Consider the following 19,091-nt stretch of genomic DNA (forward strand, 5'->3'; position numbering starts at 1 on the left):
TGTTAATTCGGATTATCTCAATCTTGGATCACCATAAAACCGCAGCTCGGATACAGCCCCATAGTTACTGCCGCCCCAGTTTTGTTCCAGCGCAAAACGTATATATTTTACCGGTATTGCGGAAATAGGAATATTAAATTCTATGCCGGCATTCCAGAATGCAATATCTGCCGATGTTACAGTTCCGGGGCTGGCCTGGTTACCCGATGGCGGATCAGGAAACCTGTAATTGCCAAGGTTCACCCAATCCCCCATTACCGTTCCTTCGGGCTGCCCGGGAAGCAGCGCACGGTCTGCAGGCTGATCCTTATCGGATCCCCAGATGGAGAATACTTTAGCATTTTCCCCGCCCCAGTACCTGCCTGGAAATGGCCGGTCCCAGATGGTAAAGCGGCTCAACTTCGCCTTTAGTCCGATACCAAAAGTGCAGGTATAAGGGAACGTATTATCGGCCCCCTGCAAGATAGCTGTATGCCAGCAGTCTTCCTGGGCCACAATACCATTATAGAGTTTAAATACACCATAGCTTGGCTGATAAGGCGGCTTGTCTGTTGGCAGGGTATAATCAAAAAACCGGTTCCGGTCCAGGGGCACTTCATACAAGGGTTCAATCGTTTCAAAAAGGGTGTCAGAAACATTGCCAAAGGCATCGGCCACATAGGCGCCCATCAATTTTGGAAGGGTATCCAATCCACGGGTGCTGTATTTTATTTCTTCAAAATTGCTATACCGCTGCTCGCGTATAATATACTTTCCAAAGCCGGGGTCATTATAGATCATCACCACGCCTATGTTTTTCTTTAAGGGATTTTCCGCCGCTGCCGCCACGCCCGAAAAATCGGGACTCAGGCTCAGGGTCTGACGCACAAGCAGATAAGGTGGAGTGTCCGGATGCACGGTTACTTTAACGGGATCAGAAGCAACGCCGGCTCTTGTAACCACCTTCAGTTCTACCTCGTAATCCTTCGACTCCGCAAAACCCTCCACCACGGTAGTATCACTGTAGTAGCTCGATTTGGTTTGGCGAACAGCGCCGGTTTTATCATTGATCGTGTAATCTGCCTGCACATATAAAGTGTTCTGTGTGCGGGGAAGCGTATAAGTAATAACAGCCCCGCCGTTGACATTTTGCACACTAACATTGCTTACGGGCTGAGGCTTGGTCATGTCGGTTGAAACTACTTCGTTGCCCTGGCCCGCCTTGGTGCAGGAAGCAAAGAGAAAGGCCGCAAAAATCGCAATTGGCACAATTATTTTATTTTTCATATCTGTATTGTTTTGGATAACTACCAAAGGGGGTTCTGAACATTCTTTTTATTATAAAGTATTACCGCATCCGACAAAGGCCATAAATAATCTCTGTTAGTGTAAGCCGGTATAAACTGGGTTACCTGCTGATAAAAAGTCTGGGGGGTCGATTGCCGGATACTCCATCCCTGCATGGGTCTTGAAAGCTGCCCGGTCATTTCTTTCCATCTCCGCAAATCCCATCCCGCCTGGGCTTCAAAACACAGTTCTGATCTCCGCTCGCGATGTATGATCCGGCGCATGCCATCTTTGGTGCTTACCGCGCCGGGGGTTTTGGAAAAATTGGTCCAGGAGGCCACCACTCCGTTCAATCCCGCTTTAGCCCGCACTTTATCAATATATTCATATACCTCCGGCGATGGTCCGTTTGCCTCGTTCAAACACTCGGCATACAATAAGAACAATCCCGATAACCGCATCCTGGGCATATGATAAGGTTCGATGCTCACGGGCTTATCATCAATATAATTGGATAGATAATGTACAAGCTTTTTAGGCCAGATGGCGGTAATATTGGTCCGGGCCGCATCCATTGGTCCGGATATGCTATTGGGGCCCTGCGCCTTCACGCTTTTCATCGCTTTCTGATCGATGGTACCGCCGCCGTACCAGTAGCCGCCGTCAAAGCCAATACTGGCATAATATCGGGGTTCCCTGTTAAAATTGGCTGCTATAGTACTGTAATTAGGAACAATATAAAAGGAATGGGCATCATCGCTGGTACGCAAATTAAAACGGCCGTTATAATCCCAGGTTTTATCTTCTTCGATGGGCACGCCATGATTGGTGTAGAACAACTCCGTTGTGGCAATCGGAACAGCAAATGTACCCGGGGCGCCATAAGAGTTTTCCGATCCGGAATTAGCCGAATAGATACGTGCCATACATTGAGGCTGATAGGGGAAGGTGAAATTAAGCGCCCAGATCAGCTCGGGGTTGATATCCCATTTTTCTGTAATGGCGTTTTGAATGGTCAGCAACCGTTTCAGCGAATCTGAAAGATTAGGCGGAAAAGTAGCATTTGGAACAAACTCATACAATCTCTTCCCCACTAAGGCTGCTTCATCAATAGCGGCCTTGCAAGCCGTTGCGGCCCGGGTCCATTTCTGAACATCGAAAGAGGGATTAAACAGCTGTGTTCCTTCTTTGTCTTTAAAATCAGCGTAATCGGGGTTTCCATTAAACAACGGGCTGGCCGCAGTAGCCAACACCTCTGCTTTTACCGACAGGGCTATCAGCTTCGTAACACGGCCCAGCTCATCAACAGGGTTTAATATCTGCTGCGGCAAATCGGCGCTCGCTTCGTCTAATAGCTGTGCCACATACTTAAACACTTCATCCACAGGTTCCCTTCTTATCTGCAATGCCTCTGTAGGAGCATCGATAGGAAAATTTTCTTTATACAGGGGTATGGGCCCATACATGCGAGCCAGGTAATAGATGTAATAAGCTTTCAAAAATTTAACCTCTGCTATCCATCTTGCTTTTTCGCCCGCTGTAAGGTCAATAGGCTTGTCAATATTTTCGAGCATAATATTGCACTTGCGGATTGCCTGAAAAAGATTGACGCCCCCAAGCGCCCCTTCCCAGTAATTCAATAAAGGAGCCGATGTAGTCATGGCATTTCCTCTTGCTATTTGCAAAAAAGTGGCAATACCGCCCAGCTCCGGGGGATAGATGATTTCAGAAGAAATAGCAAAGCCCGGATCGCTGGCGTAAGAAAGCGATTGAAGCGCATTGTAACAGGTAAATAAATAGTTTTCGGCTTCGTTCCGGTTTCTGAACGCATAGTCCAGCGTGCCTACATTCGGTGGTGTTACATCTAAAAACTTTTTACAGGATGAAACCATGCTGATGAAAAGCACGCCGCCCAGGAACAGTTTTATTAAAAGTGAATTATTTTTAAGCATATTTTACGATTTTTGAAATCTGTATATTAATCTTCATTTTACAGCCCGATATTAATACTCAGGCTATACTGGCGCTGCAGCGGGTAGTTAAACGCATTTCCACCCATTTCCACATCCCATAATTTAAAGTTGGTAAAATTGATCAGGTTGGTGGCACTCATATATAAACGGCATTTGGTCAGGTGCATTTTGTCAACCAGGTTCCGTGGCAGCGAGTATCCCAGCTCAGCATATTTCATACGAAGATAGCTGCCGTTCCTGATCCACCAGGTGCTGGTTTGCATGTTGTTTTCAATTAACTGGGCCTGGGTAGCCATGCGCGGGTACAACGCGTACATATCCTGGTTATCGAAAGACCAGTGGTCATCCGCATAAGCCTGCAGCAGCGAAGTTTGTCCCCGAAGCCCCGGCGGAACTATAAAGGGACTTGTAGTACGCGGGTTAATAAAAAATGAAGTACGTGCAGATCCCTGGAACCGGGTTCCCAGGTCAAAGGCCTTATAACGCAGTGTAAACCCAAAACCGTATGCGATCTGGGGCGTTACGGGAAAGCCGATGGGCGCCATGTCTGCACCGGTTATCCGGCCATCACCATTCAAATCGCGATATTTAATATCCCCGCCCATAACAGGTCCGGTTGCACCCGGAAAAACCTGGCTGGGCGATGAGGCGGCTTCCTTGTCATCAACAAAAAGGCGCTCGGCAATATAACCCCGTGGTTGACCCAATATGCTTCCATTGGTATACCTGTAGGATTCGATATAGTTAGGTTCCTCAAAACTGGTATAACGCCCCTGGGAGTAGGTGAAGTTGCCCATGAACTGAGCGGTTAAATCACTGGAAAACTGCTGCAGGTAATTGGCCGTCAGATCGACCCCGTGCGATTTTGCAGAGCCCAGGTTAGCAAACAATGATGCTTCCAGCCCGGTAGATTGGGGTACCAGCCGTTCCAATAAGATATTCTTTTTATGCATGGTCCAATACTCTGCAATGATGTCCAGCTTGCGGGCTATTGTTATATCCATACCATAGTTAAAGCTGGTGGAACGTTCCCAGGTAACATCCGGGTTGGGGTAATTTCTGATAGCTACACCCGGACGTATGTTGGTATTGTTGCTGCCAAAAACCGATCCGGCAAAAGAGCCGCTTCCAAATCCGCCACCGAGCGATACATCAGAAAGGTAGTAAAAACGCTGGGGGCCGATATTGTCGTTACCTGAAAGTCCTACAGATGCTCTTAATTTGAGTGAACTGATGATATTGGAAATTTTATCACCCCAGAATTTTTCTCTCGACACAATCCATGCCACCCCTCCGGTTGGGAAATAACCAAACCGGCTATGCTCGGCAAAACGCTCTGTACCATTGTACCCAAAGCCATGTTCCAGTACGTACCGGTCTTTATAGGTATAGTTTATTTTGCCCGCAAAATTCAGGTTGCGGTAAGGCAAGGCATATTGCAGACTGGGTGTATTGCTATTGGGCGCAGTACCGTTGGCATTGAGCTTTTGGGTACGTATGCCCACCAGGTCGGCATCAATTTTATGATCGCCAAAGCGGCGGCTATAGTTCAGGTTGCCCTGGAAATGCACGGTTGATGTGGCATTCTTTTGACCGGCCTGATAAATGAGGTACTCCGTGGCTTCCCCGGGAGCGGAGTTGATCCAGTAAAGGCTATAGGTATTATTGGTTCTGTCATAACCGGAAGGAAGCTGTACTGTGTAATAGAAGGGCTTGTAAGCCATCTGGTAATCGAAATAAGCATACCTGTTGGTGCTGAAAAAACCGTTAAAGGAAAGACCCCGGGTAATAAAATCGAGCTTTTGATTCAATTTTAAAATAGCCTGCATGGTAGATGTAGAAAAGGTTTTAAACCCTCTTAACATTTCGGCATAAGGATTGTAATATTGCAAAGACCCATTAAATCCCCCGCTGGAGCCTGCACCTAAGCCATTACCAAAAAGAATATGCTGGGTAAGGCGGTTGGCCGAGTCCGGCTCATAATAGGGCGCAAACAAAACCGGGCTGGTGTGGGTAGCCTGAGCATAAAGATCGGTGCTAAAGCTGGCATCATTGGTGATGGGGCCGCTGTATTCATTAAAATTACCCCAAAGATCAAGCGAAACCAGCGTTGTTTTGGTAACATCCATATCGATATTGCCTCTCAATTGGTAGGTTTTAAAACGCACGTTATTGTTGAAGTCATTCATAGGGCTGCGCTTCAGGTTTCCGTTGTCAACGTTGTAAGTGCCGGAAATAAAATACCGGGCAGTATTACCGCCGCCGCTTACGTTGGCCGTTGCTTTGGTGTTGCTGGTTCTTTTTTTGAACAGCAGGTCCAGCCAGTCCACTGCCGGGTATACATAACGGTTACTCCCCGGCGTATTGTTGATCGTTTGCTGGGTATTGTATATTTTATCTGCCGTAAAAAACGCTTCTTTAAAAGGAGGTCTTGCACCCTCTGCCTGGTTATAAATGTTCATATAGGTAATGGGGTTCGCCAGGTCGATCATTTTGGTGGCTTCCGAAATTACATTGTCAACCCTCAGGTCGATCTTTGGTTTACCCGAAGCCCCTCTTTTAGTGGTCACCAATATAACGCCGTTCGCCCCCCTGGCGCCATACAGGGCTGTAGAGCTGGCATCTTTCAGTATGGTAAAACTGGCAATATCATCTACCTGCAGGCGGGCCAGATCATCTTTGGTAAGCTCAATATTATCAATTAGGATAATAGGCTCCTGCCGGTAACCGAACGTTGTAGCCCCTCTTACAAAAAAGTTGGAATTATCAAGGCCTGGTTGACCGCTTTGCTGAAAACCAATGATTCCCGCTACCTGGCCTACCAGGGCATTGGTAAGATTGCTGGCCGGAGTAATCATCTTTCCCGGCTCAATAGTGGCCACCGAACCCACTACCGCTTCTTTTACCTGCTTTTTTCCGAATGCAGTAATAACCACATTTTCCATATCGGACTTTGCCGGCAGCAGTTTTATCTGCAATTCTTTTGTTTGTGCTGTGGTGGTCACCGTTTGTGCTACAAAGCCCACCATTGAAAAAATAAGTTGCGTTCCTGGTTCTACATCAATTACAAATTTGCCATTGAGGTCGGTGCTTGTTGCTGCCGTCGTTTTTCCCGTGGCAGAAACGGTGGCGCCGCTTAAATTAGCATTACTTGAATCTACTACATTTCCCGTAATGGTAATTTTTGAGTTTTGTGCTATCACATTACCCCAGCAAGACAAAATACAAAGAAGCAACGCAAGCCCGGGCAGCCGGTTTCGTTTTTTTCGCATGGCAAGATGTTTTAAGTTTTTAATTTCTTACAAAGTAAGGTGCAATCAAAAAAAAAAGCAATGGATTCACCAACGAAATCTATGGACTATTTTATGACTACGATAGAAGCGATAGCATCCGGGTTTGCGCCAGGTATTATGGCCTTATCACATTATAAAACCGTTATAGGATTATGGAGTTATAAATTATTTGAATGCATTGATAAGCGCTGGTTTAAGTCGGCAGTTCTATGCAATTCCGCGCAATCAACGGAAATCCTCAGGCAATTTTTTTTCTTTTCCTGTATGCGGCCGGGGACTGGCCCATGAACTTTGAAAACAGCCGTGAAAAATAGAAGGGATCCCTGTACCCCAGCCGGTAGGCCACTTCCTTTATATGCAGGTCCGAAAACTCAAGCAGCTGACAGGCCCGCTGTATCCTGATCTGGCCAAAATACTCCAAAGGCGCATATCCGGTACCTTTTTTAAACAGGGCGCAAAAATGAGACACCGAACGATGTACGTGCGCGGCAATCTCTTCAAGTGAAAGTGTTCTTTCAATGTTATCGCGCATAAACCGTATAACCTTTTCAATTTCGTTTTCTTCCTGGGCAATTTTCGGTTTGAAAATATGCGGGTAACAAAATGTTGCAAGAAAATAGCCAAACTGCATGTTTACATAGTTCAGGTTGTCGATGCTATAGCCCGCTTCAAGTGTATGATAGATATCGTCAAACAACTGAAACCTTCGCTCGTCATAGGAAACAAACCCGGTAAAATCATTGCGGACTTTTTTAAGCTCCTGTACAAAATGAGCAGCACTGCTGCCTTTAAAATGGACCCAAAAAATGGACCAGGGCGTTGCTTCATCGGCGCCGTAAATATGTTTGCACTGTTTTGGCAGGATCAGGTAGTCGCCTGGTTCAACGATTAGCTCCCGCCCTCCTATCTTCGCCCACCCCTTTCCGCTGGTGCAATATATAAGGATATTTTGCGGCGACCCATGTTCGCGGTACCGGTAATGCCCTTCAGCATTGGGATAGTAGCCAATATCCGTAATATGCAGGTTTGATATAATGGGATGCTGCTCACATTGCTTTATCACAATATTGGGCAGTACAACGGCACGCTGCGCATTAAACCCGTCTTTTTTTCTATGTTGGTTCATGATGTTTTATTTATTAAGCCAACAACTTTTCAGCACCCCTGTTATCCTATGCACGAATCGTTAATTTACCCGCAAAATTAGCAAAAAAAGAAATATTTATATCCTGTAAGGAAAATTTGAGCGCATTCCAAATTGTCGCACTCCCATAAACGTAATGTCACCCCGAAGATGTCATCCCGGGCTTGATCCGGGATCTATTCTTGTTTCAAGGTCTATTGAGCGGCAATATGTATAGATGCTGAAATAAATTTAGCATGACAGCGACAATTTGGAATGCACCCGGAAAATTTGTAAACATAACATTTCTTGCATTGTTTTTTAACGGAGAGATTCTATGCTTTGCCACTGAAATACAGAAGCATGCTTATCGAAACAGTCCTTTGATAGTCTGGTTACTTAATGCATCCGATGGATTGAATTGATCACTTCCTGCATATTGCATCAGGCTATAACGCAGTTGCCGGGCAGCAGGGCGCTGCTCCAGGTTGGTATGAAGATCCATGGAACAAATGATCAGCTTTCCTTTACCTGCTTTCACTTCTATTAGTGCGGCCATGCTGCGGTTTTTGAAAAAGTTATCTACCACCCGCACCAGCGGTTTGATTTTTACCGGCAGGCCATCCAATATCATCGACTTGGAATGCAGGACCATATCCCACCACTGCCAGGTGGAATAGGTTTCTGTAGGAAATCGGGAAAACGCCTTGCTGGAACTATCGATCAGCAAGCCCATCGCTCCCGGCTGATCCGGAAAATGCACCGGGCTCCAGAACACGGTGGTATAGCGTCCTGCTACACCCTTCACAGCTGCCGTATCAGGATTGAGGACGACATTTTTGCCCTGATCTAAAAGACGCAAGGCTTCATCGGGCAGGGTCGTAAAACAGACATTATCAGCTTTCACCACGGGTGTTGGAGGATATACCCAAACCGGCCATTCGTTACTGTATCCCGCATTTTTTACCTGCAGTTTTACAATGAGCTTTTTTGCAACGGTAACGTTTTTCAATGCATATTCCAGCTTGCCCACATGGTTTCCATTGCCCACGGGAATATCCCCTGCCTGCCATTCGCCACCACCGAGCTTTTTTCCGGCCGCATCGGCTACAGACCATATCACCGTTGTATTTTTTAAGGGCGCATTTGTAAAATTGGCCATTTCGACAATCCCGGAAAAAGTCTCATCACTGGTATATACCGCTTTTTCAAACCGCAGCAGCGGCACTACAGGCCCGCAGAATTTCGAAAAATCTTTTGCACCAATGATCCCCTTATTATCCCAGAAAGCATCCAGCAATCCAACCAGCGCCGTGCTTTGTCCCGGGAAATCATGCAGGTCCAGCAGCTGAAATCCGCTCATGCGGGGCGTTTTCAGCGCCCGTTCTATCTCCTCCTTATACAAATCAGCCGCCAGTTTTCCGCTGGCCTTTAAAAAATCACCGGCAAGCGGAAGCAGGCCTTTCTTCTCCAGATCTTTCTTTATCGTAATAAAATTAAGCGGCTCCAATACCCCGGTATATTTCCTGATCTCCTTCATATTTGGGTATACCGAATACTGGCCAATTTCATGGGTCACCACAGGAACAGGAACACTGTCGATGGAACGCCTGTAGTCTTCATCAAAGCGGGGCGGCCGGGTATTAAAAATACCTTGCCCGCGCACCCAGCCCTTGCGGGTCCACTGTGTAATATAGTATTGATCTTCGGGCTGAGGCCAGCTCCCTTTTCCAAAGGAAAAAGAAGTGGTTGTATAAAGATGACGCGCATCCTGGCTCTTCAGCTCCTGCACCAGCGCGTTCAGCCAGTTAAAGTTCCCTTCCAGCTCATTGCCCATACTAAAAAAGCAAAAGGACGGATGGTTGCCATAATTCTTGATGATCCGTGCGGCCTCCTGCTTCAGGAACCGGAGGGTGGGATCCTCCTTTTCCGGAACGCCGGCCCAAAAAGGCAATTCTACCTGCAGGTATAATCCAAGGGAGTCCGCTACAGCAAATGCCGCCTCGGGCGGGCACCAGCTATGAAAGCGCAGGTGATTGAGGCCATAGCTTTTTGCAGTTTTCATCAACTTTAACCAGCCCGCTTTCTGCATGGGCGGATGACCGGTCAGCGGAAAAACAGCACACTCCAGCGTACCGCGCAAAAACATGCGGTGCTCATTAATTTGCAAAAGACCATGCCGGTTGCTGAGCCGGCGCATACCAAAATTACCCGTATAGCTATCGGCTACCCTGGTTCCTTTTAGCAGCTTTACGGTGGCCGTGTACAGGTTGGGCGAAAACTCATCCCATAGTTTTGCCTGCGTGATGGGAAGCTCTATAACGGCGCTGCTTCCGCTCATCACTATGCTCTTTGATATGACCGGTTTGCCTTTATAAGCAACAACAGCCTTCAAATGATTTGTTTCCTCCTGGTGCTGTACCGCGTTCAGTTTCACCTGTAACAACACCTTGTTTTGCTCTATATCCGGGATGATCATTACCCCGTCGATCGATTGTTCCTGCGCGGTGATTTCCATTTTTCCAATTACGCCATTCCATATAATCTGTGTTCCATCGGTATACGCATGCGTGGCATCCCCGATGGAAAATTGCTGACGGTTGTTTACTCTAAGTACAATGGAATGTTTGCCAGGAGCAAGAGCCGGCAACGCAAACTCCTGCGGTGCGCTGAGGCTGGCAGCTGATCCCAGTTCTTTACCATCAATAAACACTGTGGTTTTCCAGATTACACGTTCCAGCAGCAGCTTCAGTTTTTTTTGCCCGAAACTCTTTGGTACCTCTATCACCCGCCGGTACCAGGCCGTGCCCACAAACCGATTCTTTCTCCACAGGTTGCGCATCACCTCCTTGTTCATTACATCGGTAGTTACCCGCGGCGGGTAACCGATGCCTGCATCATCGAGCGTGCCGGGTAATGCTACCTGCAGGCTAAATGCTTTTGTTTCGGGCAACGCAGGTGAGGAAACCCTGGCCGAATCAAGCGCTACCAGCCAATTGCCGGCAAGATCTATTTTTTGTTGTCCCTGAACTGCAGTGCAGGCCGTTGCTGCGATAAAAAAAGCGATACGATATACTTTTTTCCTCATAATATATAAAATCTGAATAAGACAGGGGCAAGTTCGTAAAAAAGCGATTAACGGCAGCCACACATCCATAGCAGATATTATGAATAGGATGGACGATTTTATTACAACAATCACACTATATACCAAGCTACGCGCAGAGACTGTTTAGAAACAGGATTTACCTGAAATTATCGCCGCGTTGCGGCTACGGGCAATAATTAGCACTACTATTTTTTGCAGAGCAAACATGGCATTTACACATCAAAAAAACACCTTCGCACAGTTTTTGAAGCAATCATTCGATTTAAGCCCCCTAAGGCAGCCGGAATCCTGGGGATAAGGCCTATTTTTGCTGATCTCACAAGAAAACGGAGGATTTGATATGAAAGTAGTCATTTTTGCAGGGGGATTGGGCACCCGTTTGTCAGAAGAAACCGATGTACGGCCCAAACCAATGGTCGAGATCGGGGGAAAACCGATCCTCTGGCATATTATGAAACTCTACAGCCACTACGGGTTCAACGAATTTGTTGTATGCCTCGGGTACAAAGGCTATGTTATAAAAGAATATTTTACACAGTACTTTTTACACAACGCAGACCTCACGGTGGACCTTGCCAACAATTCTATCGACTACCATGCCAGCGCCAGCGAAAATTTTAAGGTAACCCTGGTCGAAACCGGCACCCTCACCAAAACAGCCGGCCGTTTACAACAGGTACAAAAATATATCGGCAATGAGGACTTCATGCTCACCTATGGGGATGGGGTCAGCGATGTCAATATCCGGCAGTTGCTCAACTATCATCAGCAGCATAACAAAATTGCAACCGTTACCGCCGTCCAGATGGACTCCCGTTTTGGCGGACTGGAGCTGGACGCGGACAATAATGTATCCGCCTTTCGCGAAAAGGCCAAGGACGAAAGCAAATGGATCAACGGAGGCTTTTTTGCATTGAAACCGGAAGTATTCAGTTATCTGCAGGGCGACATGAGCAATATGATGTGGGAAGATGAACCACTGGAACAGCTGGCAGACGCCGGGCAACTGGCCGCTTTCAAACATACCGGGTTCTGGAAACCGATGGATGCATTGAGAGATAAGATCGAACTGGAAACGCTCTGGCAAAACAACAACGCAAAATGGAAACTGTGGTAAACAAAGCAGCGCTCACGACCGCTTACTCCGGAAAAAAAGTATTCATCACCGGGCATACAGGATTTAAAGGCACCTGGCTGGCGTTGTGGTTAAAGGAACTGGGCGCCCGGGTAAAAGGATACGCCCTTGCCCCGGAAAACGCGGCCTGTATCTTTAATGTAACACAACCCTTTGCCCCCGGCGAAACTGTTATTGCCGACATCCGCAACAAAACAAGACTGGCCGGTGAAATAGCGGCCTTTCAGCCCGATTATATTTTTCACCTGGCGGCACAGCCCCTGGTGCGCCGGAGCTATGACATTCCTGCAGAAACATTTGAAGTGAACGTAGCGGGCACCGCCAACCTGCTGGAGTCCCTGCAAAAAGTAACCGGGAAGTGTACAACACTGGTCATTACCACAGACAAGGTATACGAAAATAAAGAACAGGACATCCTTTATAAAGAAGAGGATCCTTTAGGCGGTTATGACCCTTACAGCGCCAGCAAAGCCTGTGCTGAGCTGGTTGTAGCCTCCTTCCGGAATTCTTTTTTTAATACGGCAGACTATGTTCACCATCAAAAGGCATTGGCTTCCGTAAGGGCGGGCAATGTGATTGGTGGCGGCGACTTTAGCAAAGACCGGATCCTGCCGGATATTGTAACCGCATTAAAAAACCAGCAGGCGATCCTTGTACGCAACCCCGCGGCAGTACGTCCCTGGCAGCATGTATTGGAACCACTGGGTGGTTACCTGCTGCTGGCTTCAACACTGCACCAGGATCCTGCTTACAGCGGTGCTTATAATTTTGGACCAGAGCCTTCCGATCATCTTACTGTAAAAGAGCTCGCCGAACAAGCAATTGCCGCATGGGGCAGCGGCAGCTGGAAGGATGGCAGCAACCCGCAGGCCGTACATGAAGCGCACCTGCTACAGTTGAATATAGAAAAGGCGAAACAACAGTTAAACTGGCATCCAAAATTAACGGCGAAAGACGCTGTTAACTGGACCATCGACTGGTACCGGCAACCAGCCGCGGCAGCAGCATCCTTTACCGTTAACCAGATCAACCGGTATATGGCATTATGATATTTACCTCCACTCCTTTATCGGGCAGTTTCCTGGTTACGCCCAGGGTTTTGGGAGATACCCGCGGATGGTTCATGCGCACCTTCTGTAAAAACAGCTTTGCAGAGATCGGTCATCATAAAGAATGGGTACAGATGAATCACTCTTATACGGCCTTAAAGGGAACAGTACGGGGCCTGCATTTTCAGCAACCGCCCCATGCGGAGATAAAGCTGGTACGTTGTATTGCAGGCGCTGTCTATGATGTAATAGTGGATCTCCGGGAAAACTCGCCAACTCATTTGCAATGGTTTGGGGCCGAGATCTCCGCGTTAAACAAGCAGATGATGTATATCCCGGAAGGATTTGCACATGGCTTCCAGGCGCTTACGGATGACGTAGAGCTCGTTTATTGCCATTCGGAATTTTATACACAGGCGGCCGAATCGGGCCTGCGGCATAACGACCCCAGGATCGGCATACAATGGCCGCTGGAGGTGGTTGAACTATCGGACCGTGACCGGCAGCATCCCCTGTTATAGGAAGGAACCGGAATATTTAAAAAAAAGAAATTATAAAAATAAACAGATGAATTGCAGATTTTGCAAAACAGCACTTAATAACGTATTTATTGATTTGGGTAACTCACCGGCTTCTAACTCTTTTTTAACAAAGGAAGCCCTGAATGAGCCTGAAACATTTTACCCCCTCAAAGTATATACCTGCCCGGAATGCTTCCTGGTACAGGTGGATGAGTATAAAAAATCAGATGCCATTTTTGACAGCGGCTACGTCTACTTCTCCTCCTACTCTACCAGCTGGCTGGCGCATGCAAGGGCCTATGTAGAAAAAATGCAAGAGCGTTTTGGATATACCGCCCAATCCCTTGTTATTGAAATTGCCAGCAATGATGGCTACCTCTTACAATATTTTAAAGAGAAAAGCATCCCCGTATTGGGTGTGGAACCTACTGCCAATACCGCCGCGGCGGCCGCGGAAAAAGGCGTCCCCTCGGTCGTGGATTTCTTTGGTGTACGTTTGGCCCAACAGCTGGCCACAGAAGGTAAGCAAGCGGACCTCCTGCTGGGCAACAATGTGCTGGCTCATGTACCGGATATTGTGGACTTTATTGAGGGAATGAAAATCCTGTTAAAAGAAAACGGGGTGATCACCATGGAATTTCCGCACCTGATGCAGCTGGTAGACAATAACCAGTTTGACACTATCTACCACGAGCACTTTTCCTACCTTTCCTTTTATACGGTGAAGAAGATATTTGAAGCCGCCGGTCTGGAACTCTTCGATGTAGAAGAACTACCCACGCACGGCGGATCGTTGCGGATTTACGCCAAACACCAGGAAGACCCAACCAAGGCGATTAGCAGCCGGGTAGCGGCATTGATAGAAAAAGAACAAGCAGCCGGTTTACAGGAAATGGCCTACTACTCCGGTTTTCAGAAAAAAGCATTTACGATCAAACAGCAATTGCTGCAGTTCCTGCTGGACCAGAAACGATCGGGCAAAACCGTTGCCGCTTATGGTGCAGCTGCCAAAGGCAACACCTTGCTGAATTATTGTGGTGTAAAAAACGACCTGATCGATTTTGTGGTAGATGCCAATCCGCATAAGCAGGATAAATGGCTCCCGGCCAGTCATATCCCCGTAGTAAATGAAGCGCAGCTAAAAAAGGCCCGGCCCGACTTTGTACTGATCCTTCCCTGGAACCTTAAGGAAGAAATCACGCAACAGCTGGCTTACATTAAAGAATGGGGCGGCCAATTTGTAACGGCCATCCCTGCATTGCAATTCGCATGAGAAAGGTACTCGTTACAGGCGCCACCGGGTTCATCGGCAAATACGTTGTCCAGTCCCTGCTGAAACAGGACCTGGATATTATAGCCACGTCCCGGAACATCAGCCCGGCCGGTCTATTTGATCATTCCCGCATCAAGGTAAAACGCTTTGACCTGCATCAGCAAAACGGGGAAGGTGATCTTTATAGTTACTTTGAACAACCAGACGCAGTTATTCACCTGGCCTGGGAAGGACTGCCCCATTATAAAGAAGCCTTTCATTTGGAAGAAAATCTTCCTGCTCACAAGCAGTTTCTCTCCAACCTTGTTAAACAGGGCCTGACCGACCTTACGGTTACCGGTACCTGCTTCGAATACGGGATGCAGGAAGGGAGCCTTGATGAAACCATGCCAGCTCAACCAGGTAATTCCTATGCAATAGCAAAGGATCAGTTAAGGAAAGAGCTCGAAACACTGCAAACCCAAAAACCGTATAATCTTAAATGGGCGCGCCTGTTTTACATGTATGGTGAGGGCCAGGGGCCAAAATCCCTGCTCCCGCAGCTGGATGCGGCGCTGGAACGGGGTGACCCCGTATTCAACATGAGCGGTGGAGAACAAACAAGAGACTTTATGCCGGTAGCAGCAGTAGCAGACGCCATTGTAAAACTGGCTTTGCAACAGGAGGTTACGGGCATTATCAATATATCCGGCAACAACCCCATAACGGTAAAACAATTCGTTTTGGATCACCTGCGATCCAAAAACCAGAAGATTCAGCTAAATTTGGGCTTTTACCCATATCCCGATTTTGAGCCGATGCATTTTTGGGGCGACAACAGTAAATTAAAATCAATCAAATAAAATCGATGAGCAACCCGGTACAGGAATTTATACAGGAATGTAAGGACAGAGTAGACAGCTACGGGCAGAACGAAGCATTAAAAAATGCTGCCGCTGCCTTTAACACGGAATCGAACAAGGCACAGTATTCCTATAACTTTAAATGGATGGGGCGCCCCATCATCCAGTATCCGCAGGACATGATCGCCATGCAGGAACTGATCTGGGAAATTCAGCCGGACCTCATCATTGAAACCGGTATCGCCCATGGCGGATCACTGGTTTTTTATGCCTCCCTGCTGGAACTGATCGGCAAAGGCGAAATATTGGGCATCGACATCGATATCCGCGAACATAACCGTAAGGAAATTGAAGCACACCCGATGTACAAGCGGATCAAAATGATCCAGGGTTCATCCGTGGACCAGGCAACCGCCAACCTTGTATATGAAGCCGCCGCCGGCAAGGAAAAAGTGCTGGTGGTGCTGGACTCCAACCATACCCATGAGCATGTACTGGAGGAGCTGCGCCTTTATGCGCCATTAGTGTCCCCCAACTCCTATATTGTCGTTTTTGACACCATCGTTGAAAACCTGCCCGACAATTATATCCCGGGCATCACCCGCCCCTGGAGCACCGGCAACAACCCCATGACCGCTGTAGATGCCTTCCTAGCAGAAAACGATCAGTTTGAGATCAACAATGCTATCGACAATAAGATCCAGATCAGCGTGGCACCACGCGGGTACTTAAAAAGGGTTAAATAACCGTGAAAGGAATGGAACAGCCGCTGATTAGTTTTTGCATGAGCACTTATAAGCGTCCGGACCTATTGACGGAGCAACTGAAGGGCATCCTCCGGCAAACCTACCCGCACTTCGAGATCGTTATTTCAGATAACGATACCGACCGCTCCGGGCAGGCAGCTGCAGCATCCGTAAATGATCCCCGTATCCGCTATTTTCCCAATGAGATCAACCTGGGCATGGTGGCCAGCTTCAATGCCAGCGTGCAGCGTTCAAAAGGAGCTTTTATTGTAATGATCACGGATGATGACCCCGTTTATCCGCACATGCTCGAAGACCTGGTAGCCCTCATGAATGCCCATCCGGGGTTTGGGGTTTACGGCGGCTGTGGCGACTGGCTGATCGAAAATGAATTTGCGGCCCAAACGCTTGCACTGCCGGTGGGCGTTACCTCGCACCTGCTGAGCACCATGGAAGAAAATACGGTAAAGACCATACCCGGAAAGGATTTCGCCAATGCCTACCTGGACGGCTTTTTCTCGGGTACTTTTCTTTTATGGAGCTGTTTAATGGTAGAACGTTCGGTCATGCTCCAGATAAAAGGAATGCCCGATTACGGGAGCGAGCTGTTAACCGATCACGCTTTTGTGATTGCAGCAGGTTCAAAAAAAGGAATGGTCTTCATCAACAAAACGATGGGTGGGCAGGTTGTTCATGGCAATAATTTCGGGTACGACATTTTCAGATTGGAGCAGAAATACATCCACACGCCCCAATGGTTTTACAACTATCTTGAGGGGCAGCTCAATAACCTGGAGGGCTGGGAAGGCCTAAAACCTAAAATATGGGATTTTTCCGGCCGGTCGTGGGTTGAGTATAGCTTGCAGATCGCCCGTGCCATGAAGGAGCCCGCCCAGCAAAAGGCGTTCAGAAAATTGCTGAATAAAGGATTTTCCAATAAGAACATCCGCAAATGGAAGTATAAATTTTTTATCAAATACCGGTACCCGGGCCTCTTTAAGTTCCTGTTGTCCTTAAAAAAATAGCAGTACCCCATTATTCCATGCAGCCGTTCATATCCATTTGCGTACCCGCCTATCAGCGTCCCCTCTATCTGAAAAGATTACTGGATAGCATCGTTATACAGGATTTTGAGGATTATGAGGTGATCGTTACGGATGACAGCCCGGATGATACGGTCAGGGATCTTTGTGCATCGTTTGACGGGATCAGGCATTTGACTTACCATAAAAACCCAACACCACTGGGTACACCGTCCAACTGGAATGCGGCTATCAAACAGGCCAAAGGAGCATGGATCAAATTGATGCACGATGATGACTGGTTTGCCGGCAGCGATGCCTTACAGCAATTTGCCGCCTGTGCAAAAGCGAATGATGACGCCTTTATCTTTTCGGCATATTCCAATGTATATGAGCATAACGGCCCGGAGAAGGAAATGCTGCCACAAAAATCAAGGATCCGTCAAACCATAAAAGAGCCCACTGTAATTTTAGCCCATAACTTCATTGGCCCTCCCAGCACCACCCTCCACCGGAATGACGGCAGGCACTGGTACGATCCTAAACTAAAATGGCTGGTAGATATTGATATGTACCAGCGGAGAATGCAAACCGACCGGCTTGTTTACATCAACAAACCGCTTATAAAATTTTACGTCAGCCATACCCAGGTAACCGCCTACACAAAAAATGTGGGAAAGGTTGAAATTCCTGAGCATTTCTATTTTCTTGAAAAAACAGGCATCGCCAAACTGAGAAACCTGCTGGTATACGATTACAACTGGCGGTTTATCCGCAACTTTAATATCAGCAACCAGGATCGTATAGCGCAATATGGTTATAATGGGCCAATACATCCCGTTATCAATGCAATGATCCGCACACAATCAAAAATACCACGTGCGTTGCTGAACAACAGCTTTGCGTCAAAAGCGCTGATGTTCCTGCACTACATCCGGAATAGAAACAGGATCCGGTAACAATCATTCCTGTTTAAAGGCGATACCACACAACCCGGAAAACATCTGATTGTTCTTAAAATCACGGATCTTTTTATTTTTACCGGAATACCAGGCCAGCATTATGAGAGGCAGGGAAAACAAATAAAGTAAAAAACGGATTGCCTTGGGCCACGAGCTCCGTTTCAGCCAAATAGCATAAGCATGCATCAATGCCTGGGTGTTTACCCCATAAGCGTATAATTCCTCTACTGACAAATGACCACCCTTCATCATTTTATGGATCGCATAGGGCGTGTACCGGTAAAAGTCAAACGGCGCCTCATGCAGGTACCATACAAACGGAACGGTAAAAACAACTTTTCCGCCGGGACGCAGAACCCGGTGTATTTCCGACAAAACTTTTTCCGGATACGGGCAATGTTCCAGTACTTCGGTTAATAATACAGAATGAACACTGTTGTCTGGCAAGGGTATGGTATAGCCGTCCCAGGTAATATCGGGCTTTATGGATTTATAAGTGGTGGCATCTTCCAGGTCCATGCCTACATACCGGTCGATAGCGGCGCTGGCTTCTATATACCTGCGGTACGGCATATAGCCGCAGCCTACGTCCAGCAGGATCCCGCTGAATGCCCCCATGGCATGCGTGATATGCTCCAGGATATTGGTTCTTGGGATGAACCCATCCACATTCGGGAACCAGGGAAACACCGGTCTGAATTCTTTATATACAAGCTCCTTATTATACTGCTTCATAGTACTTTGTTCTTAAACAAACAGGTGCAAATTTAATATTAA

14 protein-coding genes are annotated in these 19,091 nt (G+C 47.4%); 8 read left to right on the forward strand and 6 right to left on the reverse strand.

All coding sequences use genetic code 11. From position 1 onward, the window contains the following. Window positions 1-12 precede the first annotated feature (12 nt). The 5 genes from GGU45_RS10585 to GGU45_RS10605 all read right to left on the reverse strand — a co-directional run bounded on the left by GGU45_RS10585 (window position 13) and on the right by GGU45_RS10605 (window position 10,743). Window positions 13-1,266 carry a DUF5000 domain-containing lipoprotein gene (locus tag GGU45_RS10585; RefSeq protein WP_435224535.1) on the reverse strand — a complete coding sequence of 418 codons (1,254 nt, stop codon included), beginning with the start codon at window positions 1,264-1,266 and terminating at the stop codon, window positions 13-15. Window positions 1,267-1,286: 20 nt separating this feature from the next. Further along, window positions 1,287-3,218 carry a RagB/SusD family nutrient uptake outer membrane protein gene (locus GGU45_RS10590; protein ID WP_435224537.1) on the reverse strand — a complete coding sequence of 644 codons (1,932 nt, stop codon included), beginning with the start codon at window positions 3,216-3,218 and terminating at the stop codon, window positions 1,287-1,289. A 38-nt stretch (window positions 3,219-3,256) separates the two neighbouring features. Continuing rightward, window positions 3,257-6,511 carry a SusC/RagA family TonB-linked outer membrane protein gene (locus GGU45_RS10595; RefSeq protein WP_435224539.1) on the reverse strand — a complete coding sequence of 1,085 codons (3,255 nt, stop codon included), beginning with the start codon at window positions 6,509-6,511 and terminating at the stop codon, window positions 3,257-3,259. A 259-nt stretch (window positions 6,512-6,770) separates the two neighbouring features. After that, window positions 6,771-7,658 carry an AraC family transcriptional regulator gene (locus GGU45_RS10600; RefSeq protein ID WP_435224541.1) on the reverse strand — a complete coding sequence of 296 codons (888 nt, stop codon included), beginning with the start codon at window positions 7,656-7,658 and terminating at the stop codon, window positions 6,771-6,773. Window positions 7,659-8,022: 364 nt separating this feature from the next. Beyond that, window positions 8,023-10,743: a DUF8487 domain-containing protein gene (locus tag GGU45_RS10605; RefSeq protein ID WP_435224543.1), complete on the reverse strand. Its 2,721-nt coding sequence runs from the start codon at window positions 10,741-10,743 to the stop codon at window positions 8,023-8,025. A gap of 361 nt (window positions 10,744-11,104) precedes the next feature. On the opposite strand from GGU45_RS10605, the gene rfbF reads away from it, so the two are divergent. Genes rfbF through GGU45_RS10645 form a run of 8 tightly spaced genes read left to right on the forward strand, consistent with a single transcriptional unit; the run spans window position 11,105 to window position 18,311 of the window. Next, window positions 11,105-11,881 carry a glucose-1-phosphate cytidylyltransferase gene (gene rfbF, locus GGU45_RS10610; protein ID WP_435224544.1) on the forward strand — a complete coding sequence of 259 codons (777 nt, stop codon included), beginning with the start codon at window positions 11,105-11,107 and terminating at the stop codon, window positions 11,879-11,881. Further along, window positions 11,866-12,948 (forward strand): CDP-glucose 4,6-dehydratase, encoded by a 1,083-nt coding sequence (rfbG, locus tag GGU45_RS10615; RefSeq protein WP_435224546.1) that lies wholly within the window; start codon window positions 11,866-11,868, stop codon window positions 12,946-12,948. The genes rfbF and rfbG overlap by 16 nt, the downstream gene beginning before the upstream one ends. Next, on the forward strand, window positions 12,945-13,469 hold the full coding sequence (gene rfbC, locus GGU45_RS10620) for a dTDP-4-dehydrorhamnose 3,5-epimerase (RefSeq protein WP_435224548.1): 525 nt from the start codon (window positions 12,945-12,947) through the stop codon (window positions 13,467-13,469). The genes rfbG and rfbC overlap by 4 nt, the downstream gene beginning before the upstream one ends. A 46-nt stretch (window positions 13,470-13,515) precedes the next feature. Then, entirely contained in the window at window positions 13,516-14,742 is a 1,227-nt protein-coding gene (locus GGU45_RS10625; RefSeq protein ID WP_435224549.1) for a methyltransferase domain-containing protein, read from the forward strand. After that, window positions 14,739-15,584: an NAD-dependent epimerase/dehydratase family protein gene (locus GGU45_RS10630; protein ID WP_435224551.1), complete on the forward strand. Its 846-nt coding sequence runs from the start codon at window positions 14,739-14,741 to the stop codon at window positions 15,582-15,584. The genes GGU45_RS10625 and GGU45_RS10630 overlap by 4 nt, the downstream gene beginning before the upstream one ends. Before the next feature lie 5 nt (window positions 15,585-15,589). Then, on the forward strand, window positions 15,590-16,330 hold the full coding sequence (locus tag GGU45_RS10635) for a cephalosporin hydroxylase family protein (RefSeq protein ID WP_435224553.1): 741 nt from the start codon (window positions 15,590-15,592) through the stop codon (window positions 16,328-16,330). An 11-nt stretch (window positions 16,331-16,341) separates the two neighbouring features. Next, window positions 16,342-17,355, forward strand: coding sequence for a glycosyltransferase family 2 protein (locus GGU45_RS10640; protein ID WP_435224554.1), 1,014 nt, complete (start codon window positions 16,342-16,344; stop codon window positions 17,353-17,355). A 17-nt stretch (window positions 17,356-17,372) separates the two neighbouring features. Beyond that, window positions 17,373-18,311 carry a glycosyltransferase family 2 protein gene (locus GGU45_RS10645; RefSeq protein ID WP_435224556.1) on the forward strand — a complete coding sequence of 313 codons (939 nt, stop codon included), beginning with the start codon at window positions 17,373-17,375 and terminating at the stop codon, window positions 18,309-18,311. A gap of 3 nt (window positions 18,312-18,314) precedes the next feature. On the opposite strand, the gene GGU45_RS10650 is transcribed toward GGU45_RS10645, so the two are convergent. After that, window positions 18,315-19,049, reverse strand: coding sequence for a class I SAM-dependent methyltransferase (locus GGU45_RS10650; protein ID WP_435224558.1), 735 nt, complete (start codon window positions 19,047-19,049; stop codon window positions 18,315-18,317). Window positions 19,050-19,091 lie beyond the last annotated feature (42 nt).

Origin of the sequence: Niabella hirudinis, assembly GCF_051201075.1 — a bacterium.
Lineage (GTDB): Bacteria > Bacteroidota > Bacteroidia > Chitinophagales > Chitinophagaceae > Niabella > Niabella hirudinis.

Excerpts from the sequence above, each read along its gene's own strand:
- GGU45_RS10650 (WP_435224558.1), bottom strand. The coding sequence starts at position 19,049 with ATGAAGCAGTATAATAAGGAGCTTGTATATAAAGAATTCAGACCGGTG.
- GGU45_RS10590 (WP_435224537.1), bottom strand. The coding sequence starts at position 3,218 with ATGCTTAAAAATAATTCACTTTTAATAAAACTGTTCCTGGGCGGCGTG.
- rfbC (WP_435224548.1), top strand. The coding sequence starts at position 12,945 with ATGATATTTACCTCCACTCCTTTATCGGGCAGTTTCCTGGTTACGCCC.
- GGU45_RS10640 (WP_435224554.1), top strand. The coding sequence starts at position 16,342 with ATGGAACAGCCGCTGATTAGTTTTTGCATGAGCACTTATAAGCGTCCG.
- GGU45_RS10585 (WP_435224535.1), bottom strand. The coding sequence starts at position 1,266 with ATGAAAAATAAAATAATTGTGCCAATTGCGATTTTTGCGGCCTTTCTC.
- GGU45_RS10635 (WP_435224553.1), top strand. The coding sequence starts at position 15,590 with ATGAGCAACCCGGTACAGGAATTTATACAGGAATGTAAGGACAGAGTA.
- GGU45_RS10645 (WP_435224556.1), top strand. The coding sequence starts at position 17,373 with ATGCAGCCGTTCATATCCATTTGCGTACCCGCCTATCAGCGTCCCCTC.
- GGU45_RS10605 (WP_435224543.1), bottom strand. The coding sequence starts at position 10,743 with ATGAGGAAAAAAGTATATCGTATCGCTTTTTTTATCGCAGCAACGGCC.
- GGU45_RS10600 (WP_435224541.1), bottom strand. The coding sequence starts at position 7,658 with ATGAACCAACATAGAAAAAAAGACGGGTTTAATGCGCAGCGTGCCGTT.
- rfbG (WP_435224546.1), top strand. The coding sequence starts at position 11,866 with ATGGAAACTGTGGTAAACAAAGCAGCGCTCACGACCGCTTACTCCGGA.
- GGU45_RS10625 (WP_435224549.1), top strand. The coding sequence starts at position 13,516 with ATGAATTGCAGATTTTGCAAAACAGCACTTAATAACGTATTTATTGAT.
- GGU45_RS10595 (WP_435224539.1), bottom strand. The coding sequence starts at position 6,511 with ATGCGAAAAAAACGAAACCGGCTGCCCGGGCTTGCGTTGCTTCTTTGT.
- rfbF (WP_435224544.1), top strand. The coding sequence starts at position 11,105 with ATGAAAGTAGTCATTTTTGCAGGGGGATTGGGCACCCGTTTGTCAGAA.
- GGU45_RS10630 (WP_435224551.1), top strand. The coding sequence starts at position 14,739 with ATGAGAAAGGTACTCGTTACAGGCGCCACCGGGTTCATCGGCAAATAC.